At 41.0% G+C, this 16,509-nt stretch carries 16 protein-coding genes; 11 read left to right on the top strand and 5 right to left on the bottom strand.

The features are described 5' to 3' along the window. Positions 1-171 precede the first annotated feature (171 nt). Positions 172-1,146 carry a biotin--[acetyl-CoA-carboxylase] ligase gene (locus tag DW793_RS11765; protein ID WP_022288456.1) on the bottom strand — a complete coding sequence of 325 codons (975 nt, stop codon included), beginning with the start codon at positions 1,144-1,146 and terminating at the stop codon, positions 172-174. Between the two features lie 184 nt (positions 1,147-1,330). Here DW793_RS11765 and DW793_RS11760 point away from each other — a divergent pair, with 184 nt between their 5' ends. The 11 genes from DW793_RS11760 (at position 1,331) to DW793_RS11715 (ending at position 12,822) form a co-directional block, all read left to right on the top strand. Beyond that, entirely contained in the window at positions 1,331-1,630 is a 300-nt protein-coding gene (locus DW793_RS11760; RefSeq protein ID WP_046440079.1) for a type II toxin-antitoxin system RelB/DinJ family antitoxin, read from the top strand. A 3-nt stretch (positions 1,631-1,633) separates the two neighbouring features. After that, entirely contained in the window at positions 1,634-2,050 is a 417-nt protein-coding gene (locus tag DW793_RS11755; RefSeq protein WP_117923260.1) for a putative toxin-antitoxin system toxin component, PIN family, read from the top strand. A 187-nt stretch (positions 2,051-2,237) separates the two neighbouring features. Beyond that, positions 2,238-3,200 carry a phospho-N-acetylmuramoyl-pentapeptide-transferase gene (locus DW793_RS11750; RefSeq protein ID WP_118158233.1) on the top strand — a complete coding sequence of 321 codons (963 nt, stop codon included), beginning with the start codon at positions 2,238-2,240 and terminating at the stop codon, positions 3,198-3,200. Positions 3,201-3,259: 59 nt separating this feature from the next. Next, positions 3,260-4,351 carry a lysylphosphatidylglycerol synthase transmembrane domain-containing protein gene (locus tag DW793_RS11745; RefSeq protein ID WP_252969867.1) on the top strand — a complete coding sequence of 364 codons (1,092 nt, stop codon included), beginning with the start codon at positions 3,260-3,262 and terminating at the stop codon, positions 4,349-4,351. Positions 4,352-4,365: 14 nt separating this feature from the next. Next, positions 4,366-4,995: a CDP-alcohol phosphatidyltransferase family protein gene (locus DW793_RS11740; protein WP_118158234.1), complete on the top strand. Its 630-nt coding sequence runs from the start codon at positions 4,366-4,368 to the stop codon at positions 4,993-4,995. A 109-nt stretch (positions 4,996-5,104) separates the two neighbouring features. Beyond that, the gene (locus DW793_RS11735) at positions 5,105-5,977 is read left to right on the top strand and encodes a phosphatidylserine decarboxylase (RefSeq protein WP_118158231.1); all 873 of its coding nucleotides are present in this window, start codon (positions 5,105-5,107) and stop codon (positions 5,975-5,977) included. 43 nt (positions 5,978-6,020) lie between these two features. After that, entirely contained in the window at positions 6,021-6,359 is a 339-nt protein-coding gene (locus DW793_RS15455) for a hypothetical protein (RefSeq protein ID WP_252969866.1), read from the top strand. Then, positions 6,353-7,978: a type I pullulanase gene (pulA, locus tag DW793_RS11730; RefSeq protein WP_252969865.1), complete on the top strand. Its 1,626-nt coding sequence runs from the start codon at positions 6,353-6,355 to the stop codon at positions 7,976-7,978. The genes DW793_RS15455 and pulA overlap by 7 nt, the downstream gene beginning before the upstream one ends. A 141-nt stretch (positions 7,979-8,119) precedes the next feature. Continuing rightward, a complete protein-coding gene (locus DW793_RS11725) occupies positions 8,120-9,535 on the top strand; it encodes an SGNH/GDSL hydrolase family protein (protein ID WP_118158230.1) in 1,416 nt (471 codons plus the stop codon). Positions 9,536-9,853: 318 nt separating this feature from the next. Beyond that, positions 9,854-11,149 (top strand): IS4 family transposase, encoded by a 1,296-nt coding sequence (locus tag DW793_RS11720; protein WP_181988360.1) that lies wholly within the window; start codon positions 9,854-9,856, stop codon positions 11,147-11,149. A gap of 80 nt (positions 11,150-11,229) precedes the next feature. Further along, on the top strand, positions 11,230-12,822 hold the full coding sequence (locus DW793_RS11715; protein ID WP_038670857.1) for a C39 family peptidase: 1,593 nt from the start codon (positions 11,230-11,232) through the stop codon (positions 12,820-12,822). 64 nt (positions 12,823-12,886) lie between these two features. Here DW793_RS11715 and DW793_RS14735 read toward each other — a convergent pair whose 3' ends face one another. From DW793_RS14735 to DW793_RS11695, 4 genes are all read right to left on the bottom strand, one after another. Beyond that, positions 12,887-13,159, bottom strand: a complete 273-nt coding sequence (locus DW793_RS14735) for a fibronectin type III domain-containing protein (RefSeq protein WP_290126986.1) — start codon at positions 13,157-13,159, stop codon at positions 12,887-12,889. Between the two features lie 134 nt (positions 13,160-13,293). Then, positions 13,294-15,402: a leucine-rich repeat protein gene (locus tag DW793_RS11705; protein WP_252969868.1), complete on the bottom strand. Its 2,109-nt coding sequence runs from the start codon at positions 15,400-15,402 to the stop codon at positions 13,294-13,296. 14 nt (positions 15,403-15,416) lie between these two features. Further along, positions 15,417-15,968 carry a leucine-rich repeat domain-containing protein gene (locus DW793_RS11700; RefSeq protein WP_118158226.1) on the bottom strand — a complete coding sequence of 184 codons (552 nt, stop codon included), beginning with the start codon at positions 15,966-15,968 and terminating at the stop codon, positions 15,417-15,419. Between the two features lie 167 nt (positions 15,969-16,135). Next, the coding region (locus DW793_RS11695; protein ID WP_147342200.1) for a fibronectin type III domain-containing protein at positions 16,136-16,509 on the bottom strand (374 nt) is incomplete at its 5' end.

Raw genomic sequence — 16,509 nt, 5'->3', positions numbered from 1 at the left:
CTAACTTGTAGAAATACACATAAACGAAAACGTTTATATAGTTATAATGCATAAAAAATCGAGCCATTTCTCAATGACTCGACCTGCTGATATTATTTGATAAACTGAATTAATTATAAAAAATCATAGCCGTTTGTTTCATTAGATATACCTAACATTTCGTATATTATGTTAAGCCTTGCGAATACTTATCTCTCCTGAGGAAATATATTCTTCTCTGCCGTCCTCATATCTGACGTGCAGGCGGCAGTCCTCATCAGCCCCAAGCATTGTGGCAGGAGTTTTTTCGCTTCCTCTTATGACGTTTATCTTCTCGCCTACCCACAGCAAGCGTTTTCTGTATTCTGGGTAAAAGCTGTTTTCTTCAAAGCTGTCATAAAGACGCATGAAATTGTTTATTATCTCTGCGGCTATCCTGTTTCGCATATCGCTTTTTCTTTCGTGGAATATCGGTCCTGCGATATCTCTTATTGCCTCAGGAAAACCGCCTTCCGGCTCGTAGGTGTTCACACCGATACCAAGCACAGCGTAGTCAAGTCCGCCGCTTTCCATGCTGAAAGAAGCCTCCGTGAGTATTCCGCATATCTTCCTGCCGTTTATGTATATGTCGTTCACCCACTTTATGTCAGGCTTTTGATCACTGACCTTTTCCACAGCAAGGGCAACAGATACTGCAGCAGCAGTGGTTATCTTAACAGCGTCAGCCGCAGCCATGTCAGGGCGGAGAAGAATGCTCATGTAAAGTCCCGAATCAGATGGCGAGAAGAAAGAACGTCCAAGCCTTCCACGCCCCTGGGTCTGCATACCTGCAATGACTATCCTGCCCTCGGGCACACCCTGATTTGCATAGTCTTTGAGTACCAGATTAGTGGAGCTTACTTCCTTGTATACCTCTATTTCAAGCCCCTGACGGTCAGGGTCAAGATATTTTTTTATGCCTGCAAGGGAAAGTATATCAGTGTTTTCATCAAGGGAATAGCCCTTGTTCGTCACCGCAGAGATAGGGTAGCCGTTTTCCTGCAAAGCTTTCACAGCCTTCCAAACAGCCCCTCGTGTGCAGCCCAGCGTGTCAGCAAGCTGTTCGCCTGAAAGATATTTGCCCTTGTTATCGTCGAGAAGTTCCAGCACTTTGTCTTTTATTGCCATGAAAATGCCTCCTTAATAAGATAATTATAGCACAAAATAATGTTTTTTTCAATCTTTAGGAGCAAATATATTTTTTCATGATAGTGTATTTTGTAGTGTACTGTGTTGACAATATATATAAATGATGATATAATATAATTGAAAGATAAACACATACATTTTAATATATTTGGAGGTGTTTTGTATGGCAAAAAATCAGACTTTAGTTCAATTCCGTGTTGACAGTGACCTTAAAAATGAGGTAAGCGAGATATACAGTGCATTAGGAATGGATCTTCCTACAGCTTTCAGAATGTTTATGGTGCGCAGCAAAATGGTGCGTGGAATACCATTTGAAACAGTTCTTCCTGAAAATGCTGTTACAAGAGCAGAGGGACTTGAAGCGTTTGAAAAGCTTAGAGAGCAGGCAACTGACGTCCCTGAAATGTCTTTGGACGAGATAAACGCTGAAATAGCAGAAGTGAGAAAGAACAGGAGAAAATGATAAATGAAAGTCTGCGCTGTTATTGACACAAATGTTATCGTATCTGCTCTTATCACTAAAAATTCGCAATCTCCGCCGTGTATGGTGCTTCGTGAGGTGCTTGACGGCAGGATAACGCCGCTGTTTCATGATGACATAATAGATGAATATGCGGAAGTCTTGGACAGACCTAAGTTTCACCTAAAAGCTGAAACTATCCAAACAATGATAAATTCTATTATTTCAAATGGAATTAAAGTTGACCCGAAACCGACAGGGGAGATACTTGTGGATATGGACGATCTTATTTTCTACGAGGTAGCAATGGAAAAGCGTGATAATAATGCTTATGTTGTCACGGGAAATAAGAAACATTATCCCATGAAAGATTTTATTGTTACGCCGTCCGAAATAATGAACATATTGAATGAAACAGAATGAACCTATGCACAGTCTTATATGGGCTGTGCATTTTGTTTTGCTTGGCACTTACCTTAAATTTTCCACATTAAGAAACCATTAAGAAAAAATTGTGCAAAATGACGGATAATAATATTTGCATTTTGCACAGCTATGTTGTATAATATAATAGTATATGTATGAATTGAAACAGAAAAGGACGATGACAATGTTTTATAACCTTTTGGCTAAGACTGATAATACCACCTTGGTGCTGCTTGTGCCAATGCTGTGCAGTTTTCTTATTGCTTTTTTCAGCTTGAAATTTTTCAAACGCATTTTGCCTAAAGATCAGGGCAGAGCGTTTGCTGTGAACGGTGCTCTTTCTGAGGGCAAGCCTCGTGGTGCAGGAATTATCTTCGTGACTTCCTTTACCCTTTGCACAGCGCTTTTTTATCCTCTCGATATCGAGAACATAATCTATCTCGTGCTTGTGTATGCTGCCATGCTCAGCGGATATTTTGATGATGCTGCTGAAACTCCTTGGGGCAACCTGAAAAAGGGTCTTATCGACCTTGTTATATCTCTTGGCATTGCGTTTACATACTATTTTTATAACGGCTCGCAGGTGAAGCTTTATATCACAGATTCTACTTTCACTATCCCTGCACCGCTGTTCATCATCCTTGCAGGCGTTCTCGTTTGGACGGCTATAAACGTTACAAACTGTACAGACGGCGTTGACGGACTATGCGGTTCATTGGTCATGGCAGTTCTTCTGCCACTTGCATTTATGGTGACAAAGAGTGGTGCGGCTGATATGCTCCTTCCTATGATAATGTTCGTGACGCTTGCGGCTTATCTGTGGTTCAACTGCTCGCCTAGCCAGATGCTCATGGGTGACGCAGGCTCGAGAGCGCTGGGCGTTTTCCTTGCGGTGATGTTCTTAAAAACTGCCGCACCGTTCGCATTTATCCCTATGGCTATAGTTATCATACTTGACGGCGGACTTGGACTTCTCAAGCTTTCTTTCAGACGTTTCCTGAAAATAAAGAATTTTATGGAGGGCATAAGAACTCCTCTTCACGACCATGCAAGAAAGAACAAGGGCTGGTCTGATACTCAGGTAGTAATAAGATTTACAATTTTGCAGATAATAGTAAATCTGTGCTTTATGGCATTCGTGCTGTAAAAAATATGTGTGGGACAAAAACGGTCTGACCTTTTAATGGACAGGCTGAAAATTCGGAGATGATGAAAATAAAAAAGAACCTGAAATATGTTCTTAATATATTCTTTATTGTGGTCATAGGCTGGCTGACAGTCAGACTGCTTTTCAGAGGAGAAGAATTTTCCGACATAGTGGCAGATCTTCACCTTGCAAAGAAAAGCTGGCTTGCAGTGGGTGCTGTGTGCGTGTTCTGCTATGTGGCAGGGGAGTCGGTCATAATAAAGTATATGCTGAGGCTTTTTGAAGTAAAAACTCCTTTCAGGCGTTGTTTGAAATATTCGTTTATAGGCTTTTTCTTTAGCTGTATAACGCCGTCTGCTTCCGGCGGACAGCCTGCGCAGATGTATTACATGAAGAAAGACGGCATAAAGATAGGCTTTTCCACCTTGATAATGCTTATCATCACCATAGCTTTCAAGGCTGTGCAGGTGCTTCTTGCAGTGGCGTTCCTGCTTTTCAACTTTGGCTTTATAAAGATTCATGTGGGACGGCTTTGGTGGCTTCTGCTTATCGGCTTTATACTGAATATCGCCTATATCGCAGGGCTTGTGTTTATTTTCTATAAGCCTTTGTGGGCGAGAAAAATGGGCATAAAGCTTATAAATCTTCTGACACGCATAAGGATACTCAAAGAAAAGAACAACGAAAAATACATAAACAAAATAAAGCGTATCTGTGACAATTACATGATCGGTTCGGAATATATAAAGAGCAATGTGCATACTGTGATAAATATTTTTCTTATCACACTGGTGCAGAGACTGTTCCTGCTGGCTGTCACATGGATAGTGTATAAGTCCTACGGCCTTAGCGGAACAGGTTTTTGGAATATTATCGCACTTCAGACTATGATAGGCGTTGCAGTTGAAATGCTGCCATTGCCTGGTGCGGCAGGCGTAACAGAGGGCTGCTTCACATATATGTTCATGGGCATTTTCACCGCAGAGCTTGTAAAGCCTGCAATGCTGCTGAGCCGTGGACTCAGCTTCTATTTACTGCTGATAATGAGCGCATTGGTAACGTTCGTGGCTCACTTTATCGTTATGAGGAATGATAAGAAGAATGGTCTTGAGGGTTCGCAGGAAGTTAAAAAAGAAGTCGAAAAAGAATGAGAGGAAAAGAAAAAATGATCGGTTTTTATAATTATTCGGTAATACTCACATACATAGGGCTTGTTTCGTCAGTGTTCGGCATTACACAGGTCTTTGAAAATCATATGTCCATAGCCTTTCTCTGCCTGCTTCTTTCGGGTATCTGTGATCTTTTTGACGGCAAGATAGCAAGAAGCATGAAAAACAGAACAGAGCATGAAAAGGTGTTCGGCATACAGATCGACTCGCTGTGCGACCTTGTTTGCTTCGGTGTTTTCCCTGCTGTCATAGGCTATCACTACAACTCGGTTTATCCGCTTCGTCTTATCGCAAGCATTATGATAGTTCTGGGTGCTGTTATCAGACTTGGCTACTTCAACGTTATGGAGGAAGAGCGTCGGAGAAACACAACAGAGAACAGAAAAGAATATAAGGGTCTGCCTGTTACAACAGTTGCTATGATACTTCCTCTGCTGTTCATGGGTCAGCACAATATACCGAGGAATATTTTTCCATTTGTTTTCCATAGCTTTATGATACTTATTTCAATACTCTTTGTATTGAAAATAAATGTCAAGAAGCTTTCCATGAAGGGCGTGCTGATACTCTTTACTATAGGTGCGATAATCCTTCTCGGCTATCTTAAAATGCAGCATATAATCTAAGATAAAAGTTACCTGAATGGGAAATGTTTTTGCCGGACAGGTGTGTGAAAAACAGGACGTCGGGGGGATGTCGTCCCCTACAATAATGTAAATAAAAGGAGAGAAACAAATGAAATATCGTGACAGACAGGGCAGAGAATACGAACAGACCACATCTCAGGATAGCTTTCTTGCGGCTGCCTACAGCTCGGCAATGGGCAGGGCGCTTATGAAATTTCTCGGCTGTCCGATATTTTCAAAGTGCGCAAGAGTGATACTTGACAGCAAGTTCTCAGTGCCTTTTATTTTCGGCTTTGCAGAAAAAAACGGAATAGATATGTTTGACTATGAGGAAAGAATGTATCGCTCATTCAATGACTTTTTCACAAGAAAAATAAAGCCTGGCAGACGTTTTATCACTAAGGACAAGAATCTGCTGGTGTCACCTTGTGACGGTAAGGTGACTGCTTATAAGATAACACAGTCTGATACCTTTATTATAAAGAACGCAGTGTATAATACCGCTTCGCTCCTCAGAGACAGCAAGCTTGCAAAACGCTATGAGGGTGGCTATGCAGTGATAATAAGGCTTTCAGTTGACGATTATCACCGCTATTGCTATTGTGCAGACGGTGTAAAGAGCCACGACAGAAAGATAAATGGTATCCTTCACACTGTGAACCCTGTGGTGAACAATTATCTGCCTGTTTTCAAGGAAAACTCCAGAGAGTATTGCATGATAAGAACGGAGCAGTTCGGAGATATTATTCAAATGGAAGTCGGTGCTCTTATGGTGGGCAGAATATCAAATCTGCACACTGAGGGCGGCGTAAAGGTCACAAAGGGCGAAGAAAAGGGATATTTCGAGTTCGGCGGCTCAACTATCCTGCTGCTTCTTGAAAAGGACAAGGTAAAGCTTTGCGATGACCTGCTTAAAAATACGAGGGAAGGCTTTGAAACTAAGCTTCTTCAAGGCTCGGTGCTTGGCGAAAGTCTGAAGTAAAAATATCTAAGACGTAAAAAAATATAGGCAAGGGGCATGGTTGATGTACAGATTGAATTATGAACAGTTCGACAGAGATAATCAATATATAGGAAACGATCTGGGTGCGGTCATGAAAGAGGGCAAAACTGTGTTCAAAACATGGTCGCCGCTTGCAACGGGAGTTTATCTTAATCTGTATCTTGACGGTGAGGGCAAAAGCCGTCTTGAAAGCCTGCCTATGGAAAGGCTTGACCACGGTGTTTGGTATGTGGAGATACTCCGTGACCTTGACGGTGTTTTTTATACCTATACATTTGAGTTTGACCACAAAACAAGGCATGAAACTATAGATATCTATGCAAAGCCTGCGGAGTCAACGGAAACGTTGGTGCGGTGGTGAATTTCAAGACCACCGATCCTGAGGGCTGGGACAAGGTGAAAAAGCCTAAGTGCAGAAATGCCTGCGACGCAGTGGTGTATGAGTGCCACGTCAGGGATTTTTCTGCGGACAGTTCATCAGGCGTTGCTCCTGAGCATAGAGGTAAGTATGTGGCTTTTGCCGATAAGGGTACGAAATATCAGGGCGTGAACACCTGTATCGAGCATCTCAAAGAGCTTGGCATAACCCATGTTCACCTGCTTCCTGTGGAAGATTATGCCACTGTGGATGAGAGCAAGCCTTGGCTCAATCAATATAACTGGGGTTATGACCCTAAGAACTTCAACTGCCTTGAGGGGTCATATTCCACAGACCCTTATGACCCTAAGTGCAGGATAAGAGAGTTCAAACAGCTTGTTATGGCACTTCACGAGAACGGCATTGGCGTTGTAATGGACGTGGTATACAATCACACTTACTATACCGAGGAGTCAGCTTTTGAGCGTTCTTTCCCATATTATTATCATAGAATAAGAAATGACGGCTCATTTTCAAACGGCTCGGGCTGTGGAAACGAAACGGCTTCAAACCATATGATGATGAGAAAATTCATGATAGATTCTCTCAGATTTTGGGCAACGGAATATAAGATAGACGGCTTCCGCTTTGACCTTATGGCGCTTCACGATATTGAAACTGTGAACATCATAAGGGACGAGCTTAACAAGATAGACCCTCAGATACTAATGTATGGTGAGGGCTGGACGGGAGGAGAGTCACCGCTCCCTGCTGACAGGCTTGCATATAAATGGAACTCATACCAGTTTGGCAGAGTTGGACTTTTCAACGATAACATCAGAGATTCCATTAAGGGCGGTACTTTCAATCCATATGACAAGGGCTTTGTCAGCGGAAACAGAAATGCGGCTTCTACTCTAAGGCGTGGTATAGCCGGCTCTGTGCCGCACTATCAGATAAATGACGCAAAAGAAGCTTGCTGGGCTTTTGAACCTACTCAGGCGGTGAATTACTGTGAGGCTCATGACAACAATACTTTGTGGGACAAGCTTTGTATATCGGCAAAGAATGACAGTGAGGGCGTAAGGATAAAAATGGATAAGCTTGCGGCGGCGATAGTGATACTTTCACAGGGCATGCCGTTCATACAGCTTGGTCAGGATTTTCTTAGGTCAAAGCCGAGGATACTCAAAGAGGGCGAAGCGCCAAACGATGTGAATATCTATTCCCATGACAGCTACAATGCGCCTGACTACACTAACTCCATAAAGTGGAACAGGAAGCTTGAATATAAAGAGGTTTTTGAGTATTATAAGGCTCTTATAAGGCTGAGAAAGGGAAGTCCGCTTTTCCGAATGTATACTAAAGAGGACGTGAACGCACATCTTCATTTTATGCACAATGACGATTGGAACTGCGTAAGCTGGAAGCTTGAAAAAGACGGACAATGCTATGTTGTCGCACTTAATCCTTACTACGAGAACAGGGGCTTCGGTCTGCCTGAGGGAAGCTTTTATCTCAGGCTTGACGAAAACGGCAAGATGAACAAACAGCCTGTTTCAAGCAGCTTTGTCTGTCCACCGCTGTCGGCTGTGGTTTATAAGAGGATAAAGAATAATTGATAGGCTTGTTAATAATGCATCTTATGAATATTAACAATAAATTAATGCATATATCTTACAGATAGAGTATAATTAAATTATTAAGTTGAGAAATATTAAGGTGAAAGACTCAAAAACCTTAAAAACGGAGGAAATCATAGTATGAAGAAGTTTTTTGCAGGCTTTTGTGCTGCAGCTATTGCAGCAGGCTGCATGGGAATGACAGCCATGGCAGACACAGAAGCAACGGACAAGCTCACCTCTTATGAGGCAACAAGCGACAATGTTAAGCTTATCGGTCGTACTTACAGAAAGGGCGACACAACGATACTTGGCTATTCTGCAAGCGGTATCGAGTTCAAATGCACAGGCACAAAGGCTGTTTTCAATGTAAACGGCAGCGTAGGTGAGGCAAGAATTGGCGTATTTGTAAACGGCAAGCTTGTTAAGCAGGGCTACATAAAAAATAAGAAGACAAACGCAGTTGAGGTAGAGCTTCCTGAGGGCGAAAGCACTGTCAAGCTCATAAAGCTTTCAGAAGCTGCACAGAGCGTTATCGCAATTGACAGCTTTGAGGTAGACGGCAAGCCACAGCCAACAGAGGCAGCAAAGCATTCTATCGAGTTTATTGGTGACTCTATCACTTGTGGATACGGCGTTGACGATCCACTTGGAAAGTCATTTTCTATCTACAACGAGAACGCCGCAAAGACATATGCTTACAAGGCAGCACAGAATTTTGGCGCTGACTACAGCTTTGTATCAGTAAGCGGAGCAGGTGTGATCTCTGGTTATTCAGGCAACGGCAAGGTAAATGACGCACTGCTTGTGCCAAATTTCTATGATAAGTTCTGCTTTACATGGAGCTGGTTCGACGGTGAACAGACAGCTAATTATGATTGGGATTTCTCACAGTATCAGCCTGAGCTTATCGTTGTAAATCTTGGTACAAACGATAACTCATACACAAAGGGTGACCCTGATAAGTGTGCTGAGTTTGAAAAGGGCTATGTAAATTTCCTCAAGGAGATAAGAGCTAAGAATCCAAATTCTGAGATACTTTGTACACTCGGTATTATGGGACAGGAGCTTTATCCTTCTATTACAGATGCAGTTGACACTTATAAGACTGAAACAGGCGACAGCAAGGTATCAGTTTTCCAGTTCAGCGTTCAGGACAGCGAAAACAATGGTTATGCAGTTGACTATCACCCATCAGCTGTTTCACAGAAGACAGCAGCTTATGAGCTTACATATGCTATTGAAGGCATTTACGGCTGGGAGAGAGTTGAGTTGGTTAACGACGGCGTTGACGAAATGACAAAGGACGACGACGTTGAGTTCAATAACGTTGTTGAGGAGTCGTCAAGTGAGGAGAGCAGCGAGAGCAAAGCAGAGGAGTCATCTTCCGAGGCTTCTTCTGAAGCAACAAATGACAGCAGCGCAGCGGCTTCATCATCAAAGACAACGACAAATCCTAACAGCACCAAAAACCCTAATACAGATGCGGCAATGGGCATCAGCGTAGGTCTGGCAGCACTTGCAGGTGCAGCTTTGGTGGTTTCTAAGAGGAAGTAATAAAGTAGATATTTACACCGCACAGAGGTAAGGCTTTGTGCGGTGGTTTTTTGTTTGGTCTGAAAAAAATTGCCGAATTTTTTTGCCAATATCATTAAGCTAAAAAAGGAGCTCACACGAAAAAAGTGTGGGTTCTTTTTTTGACAAGAACACCGGAAAATCTTAATAAATTGTAAAACATAGCGAAAACCAGTTGACAAACCGCAGAAAATCTGCGGTTTCATTGTCTTTAGACAATGAAACCCTTTGAAGTAGGTATATGTTTTCCCATTTCAAGGAGGGTTTCATTATGAAATATGTCGGCAGATTAAGAAAAAATTGATAACAGCTATTAAACATGTTTGTTCTGAGCGTAATACTTGTTTTATCTCTCCCAAAAGAGATTTTACTCGTTCGAGCAAGATCTCTCCTCAAGATATTTTTAAGTGCCTTTTAACAATGGAAAGTTCATCTCTTTCTCATGAACTCTTGAATTACTTTGACTATTCTACCAATATTCCAACTAAATCTGCCTTTGTTCAAGCTCGCGCAAAAATCAGATCTGAAGCTTTTGGCTCTCTGTTTGACAAATTTAATGCTCTTTCTTCTGAAATTAAGCTTTTTAAGGGTTTCAGTCTTCTTGCATGTGACGGTTCAGATATACATATTCCGACAAATAAGAGCGATGCTGATTCGTTTATTTCTGGAAAGACTGGTTCTAAGCCATATAACATGCTACATCTCAATGCCTTGTATGATCTTTTATCCCATATTTACACTGATGTTATTATACAGAAAAAGCACTGTTCTAATGAGCACAGCGCTCTTCTCTCCATGGCACAGCGCCATTTTATAGATCTTGAGCAAATCATTGTTATTGCTGACAGAGGTTATGAATCTTACAATACTTTTGCACATTTTAATGAAGCAGGTCAAAATTTTCTCATAAGGATCCGTGATTCCAAGAATTGTATTATGTCAGTTCTTGATCTGCCTGAGGGTGAGTTTGATAAGTTAATTACTTTCAAACTTGTTCGTAAGCAGACAAATGCTATCAAAAAGCAATTGCTAAGCGATCCATACTTGAAGTTCATCTCTTCAAGCTGTACCTTTGATTTTGTTCCTTCAAAAAACAAAAAATCAGAGCCTACTGTTATTTATGAGTTGCCTGTACGGATTGTTCGCTTTAAAATATCAGATGACAGCTATGAAGTAATTGCTACAAATTTATCTGAAGATCTTTTTTCTTCTGATGACCTTAAAATGCTTTACTCCATGCGTTGGGGCATTGAAACATCTTTCCGAGACCTTAAATACACCGTGGGGCTTAGATATTTTCACGCAAAAAAGACAGAGAGCATCCTTCAAGAAATTTATGCTCGGTTGATAATGTACAATTTTTCTGAACTTGCCGTTTCCAATACTGCCGTTCAGCCCAATGATAGAAAGTGGTCTTACAGGATCAATTTCTCCCATGCTGTACATGTTTGCCGTAATTTCCTTTTAAAAAGGGTGCCTCTGTCTAGTGTTGAAGTTCTCATCGCAGCTGATATCCTTCCCATTCGCACTGGTAAGAACAATCCTCGTGCTCCTTCTCAAAAACACGCTGCATACTTCATTTACAGAATAGCATGATTTTTTACCCTATACTTGATTTTATGGAAAATAAATGCTATACTAATAAATGAAAACTCAATATATAGGGGGAAACAGTAATGATGAAGAAAATTATCGCTTTTGTGGCTGCGCTGTCGCTTATGTCAACGGGGTTTGCGCAGACCGCTTTTTCTGACAGCGAGGAAACTGCGGAAATCGTAACTTTCAGTGCTAAGGACAGCTCGGCTGACGATACGGAGGAGGTTTCGCTCCAAGCACCGATCGGTCTTAAGTCTGTGAACAATACTTCGTCTTCAAACACCTTCGCTTGGACGGCTGTTGACGGCGCAGAGGGCTATGAGGTGTATTATTGGCGTTCGGGGGAGTTCGTGAAAATAGGTGAAACAGCTGATACTAAGTATACATACAGCAAAAAGTCTTCTGCTACCAAGTATATGTACAAGGTAAGGGCTTTTAAAACTGTCAATGATGAAAGAGTGTTTTCTGATTTGTCACAGCAGTTCACTACCTGCACATTGCCGTCGGCGGTGAAAATGGACTCCACTATCACTTCAAAAAATTCTCTGAAACTGCGCTGGTCAAAGGTGTCAAAAGCCACAGGCTATAATGTTTATATGTATTCAAACGGCAAGTGGGTGCATTTGGCAGATACCACAAAAACTGAGTTCACTATCGACAGGCTTGAAAGCGCAAAGCAGTATAGATTTAAAGTCAGAGCATATAGGATATTCAACGGCGTGACTTACAGCGGCTCATTCAGCAGCGAAAAGAAGTCTTACACAAATAAAACTGTCAAGACCACAAGATATGTGACGGTGTATCGTTCAAAGAACGATAATGTTGTTATCGGCAGTATCCCTGCAAACACTGTGCTTTCGCAGTTCGGCGCAGTACAGAATGGGCGTATCGACGTTAAAATGCCAAAGACAGGCAAGCATGGCTGGATAAATGCTTCTTATGTTCAGCGTTACAATAATCTTGTGGTGGCTTGTATAAATCAGAACGGATATGTGGGCGGCTCGCCAATGCCAATGGGCTGTGAGGCGACTTCTCTTGCCACAGTTTTAAACTACATAGGCTTTTCAACGAATAAGAATTATGTTTCAAACGCCTATATCCCACACGGCGCAGTTGGAACTGTAGACCCTAACTATGCTTATGCAGGCTCGCCTTATACTTACACAGGACCCGGAGTTTATGCGCCTGTTATTGCGCAGACGGCAAATAAGTTTCTGAAAGACAGGCATTTGCAGAATAACTATCAGATAGAGCTTTACACCGATTATATCACAGGCAAAAACGTCAACAAAGAAAAGATAAGCACCAGCAAGCTCGACCTTGGAAGCACAAAGTCAGCTGGCGGACTTACCCCAGAGCAGATAAAGACCGAGATAGACAAGGGTCACCCTGTTATAGTGTGGATGGCGACAAACGGCAAGCCTATGTATCTTCTGCAAAATTGGAAGCTTACAAGGGGACAGAGATACACCCAACCGGGCTCAGGCAGTTACAGCTTCTTGTGGTATGCGCCGCAGCACTGCCTTGTTATAACAGGCTATGATGATGTCAGCGGAGATTTTATCTTCGGCGATGTGCTTACAGGCACAAAGAACAGACGATTCTCGTACTCGAATTTCCAGAGCAGTTATAACATTTTGGGCAGACAGAGCGTTGTGATCTATAAGAAATAATTTTGTATATTGAGCAAAACAGCGTATCGCAGGGTTTCCTGCGGTACGCTGTTTTCATATGTAATTACTTCTTTGTAGTAACACTCTTTGAAGCCGACCAAGCGCCGTAGTATTTCGTACCCTTTACAGTAGTATACGAGCGAACACGAACATAGTACTTCTTTTTGCCCGAAAGCTTTGAAACAGTGGTCTTGTCTGTCTTGTTGCTTGTTATAGTAACTTTCTTTGCACTTGTAAACTTAGAGTTTGTAGCATACTGAATTTCATATCCAGAAGCAGAGCCTTTCTGCGCCCAATCCACAAAGAAAGCCTTGCTCTTAGCTGTGAGCTTCTGTATCTCTTGCTTGGCAGGATTTATCTTGAACGTCTTTGTGATAGTGCCTGTGTAAGAGCCTTTTCCTGCAATTTTTACTGTGGCAGTACCTATTTTCTTGTTGCTTGAATAGGAAACTGTATAGTCAGTGCCATTTTTCAGCGTTTTGCCGTTGTATTTAACAGTAATGCTCTGTGTAATATTCTTGCCCGTGTATGACTTATTTGAAATGCCCGAAACTGTGGCTTTCTTGAAGTTATTTTTGATTTTGAGGTCTTTGAAACAGAACCTGTGTAGTTGCCCTTGCCCGTGATCTTTACAGTAGCTGTTCCGACCTTGGTGTTGTTTGAATAGGAAACTGTGTAATCTGTACTATTCTTCAAAGTTTTGCCGTTTAGCTTGACCGTTACACCAGGCTTCTTTGCCTTGCCATCATATGCGTAGGTCGAAGTTGAAAGTGTCACGCTTGCCTTTGAAATGCTAATTCTTGAAAGTGCAGGGATCTCGGCAGTTTCAAGCACCTTTTTGCAAACAGTACACTCTCTGTGCTTTGAGCCTTTAACTCCGATAGAAGCCGCCTTGTCGACTATCCAGCCGCTTGACTTGTGGCCTGTGGCTGGGATAGTTTCAGTGTAGCTGTCACCGCATGAGCAGGTGTATGTTCTTGTACCACTTACTGTGCAGGTAGGCTGCTTTGTGATCCTATTTGTATAGCTGTGTTTGTGGTTTGGGTCATAGTTATAATATCTTGTTGAGTTTGTTAAACACTCATTGAAATCAAGTATATTTATTTTCTCCCAATCGGCTTTTGAACCTTTATAGTAAACATTTTTCAAATTAGTGCAGTCATAAAATGCAAACATGCCAATGCTGTTTACACTTTTCGGAATCGTGATATTCTTTAATGTCTTACAATTAAAGAAAGATCTGTATGCGATCGTGTTAATAGTATCGGGAATTGTATAATCGGATCTGCTTGAATTAGCAGGATATTGCATTAATTGCGTCATTGCTTTGTCAAACCAAACACCGTCTTTAGAACAATATTTTTGATTATCAGGATCGACATTTATGCTGATAAGGCTGTCACAAAAATAAAATGTATCAATCTCTATGTATTCAGTGCTTTTGGGGATTGTGACCGTAGTTAAACTTGAACATTCGGAAAATGTAGCACTTCCAATGTACTTTACGCTCTCTGGTATGTCTATGCTGACAAGACTTTTACAACGAGCAAAAGCAGAGGAAGGAATGTTGTCAATATTTGTTGGCATTTTTATATGTGTTAAATTTGTACAGCCAGAAAATGATGATGTTCCAATATATGTGACACTATCAGGAATAATTATATCTGTTAGACTATCACAGTTTTCAAAAGCCCCATTTCCAATACTTGTGACGCTTCCAGGAATTGTATAGGATGATTGCTTAAGACCAAGTGGATATATCAACAAAGCAGTTTTGTCTTTATTAAACAATACTCCTTCATCTGAAGAAAATGAAGTGTTATCATTGCTGACAGATATATCTGCAAGAGCGGTGCATCCTTCGAAAGCATTATATGTAATGTTTGAAACACTATCAGGAATAAAAATATTTGTGAGTTTTTTACAGCCTGAAAATGATTTGTATTCAATGCTGTTTAATCCGTTAGACATTGTTATAGCCGAGAGATTCTCACAGCCCTTAAAAGCTTCATTTTCGATAGTTTTGACGTTTTCGGGAATAGTTATGCTTTCAAGACTTTTACAGCAAAGAAAGGATTGTTCTGGAATGTTATCAATATTTGATGATAATTTGATATCTCTGAGAGCATAACAATTTAGGAAAGCGTACTTTTCAATGCTTGTGATGCTATCAGGAATAACAACATTAGTAAGTGCTGAACAATCAGAAAATGCTTTTTCTCCAATAGTTTCAACACTGTCTGGAATATCGATTTTTTTCATACCTGAACAGCTTGAAAATGCAGATTTTTCAATTCTGACAACTCCATTTGGAATAATAACATTATCGAGATTTGTACAAGAAAAAAATGCTTCTTCTGGAATAGTTGTAAGGTTTGCTGACAGGGTAATATCACTGAGACTTGTACAGTAAAAGAACATGGATTTTCCTAAACTTGTAACACTATCAGGTATTATTATACTTTTTAATGCGGGGCATTCAGAAAATGCGAGATCTCCAATGCTTGTGACCCCGTCTGGGATAGTTATATTTTCAAGATACAAGCATCTTGTAAATGTGTTATCCTCAACACAAGTGATAGTGTCAGGTAGTGTTAGGTTTTTGATGCTTGTTGCCGAGAATGCATTTTTCCGATACTCTTAACACCATTTTTTATATCTATTTTTTTAAGAGTATTACAATCTTCAAAAGCAGACGCTCCTATAATTACAACACTTTGTGGTATATCTATGCTTTCGAGGCAGGTGCAACCATGGAAAGCATAAGTCCCGATACTTGTTAGACCATTTGGTAAGGTCACATTTTTGAGTATATCACAATTTTCAAATGCGTTGTTTTCGATTTTTTTTACTCCGTTTGGGATCTTAATACTTTCTAGCTTCCTATTTGAATAAAAAGCACGATTGCCTATACTTGTTACCTGTTTACCATTTATATATGCAGGGATAGTCAGATTTTCGGTTTTTCCTGTATATTTGGTAATCGCTATGGTACCGTCATTCAAAACACTATACTGGAAATCACCATAGGTGTCTGCACTAGCTGATATGACAACTCCGATTTCCGTGGCTTGTTCTGCAATAGGCAAAACAGTGCTACTAAAAGTGATCGCAAAGGCAGCAACACAAGCTAAAATTTTTTTCATACATAATCACTCCCACGTATTTTATTTTTTTGAAAAAGATTATAACATCATGATAACACTTTCTGCAATAAATGTCAATATTGGAAATGTAATCTAAGCGAATTATAAAGTTAGTGAACAAAAACAGCGTACCGCAGCCCCCTGCGATACGCTGTTCTCATATAAAATTACTTCTTAGTAGTCACACTCTTTGAAGCCGACCAAGCGCCGTAATATTTCGTACCCTTTACAGTAGTATACGAACGAACACGAAAATAGTATTTCTTTTTGCCTGAAAGCTTTGAAATAGTCTTGGTGTCGGTCTTGTTGTTTGTTATGGTAACTTTCTTTGCACTTGTGAACTTTGAGTTGGTAGCATACTGAATTTCATATCCGGTAGCCGAGCCTTTCTGCGCCCAATCCACAAAGAATGCCTTGCTCTTTGCCGTGAGCTTCTGTATCTCCTGCTTGGCAGGATTTATCTTGAACGTCTTTGTGATAGTGCCTGTGTAAGAGCCTTTTCCTGCGATTTTTACTGTGGCAGTGCCTATTTTCTTGTTGT

Origin of the sequence: Ruminococcus sp. AM31-15AC (assembly GCF_003462045.1) — a bacterium.
Classification (GTDB): Bacteria; Bacillota; Clostridia; order Oscillospirales; family Ruminococcaceae; genus Hominimerdicola; species Hominimerdicola aceti.
This window is presented reverse-complemented; position numbering and strand designations above follow the sequence as displayed.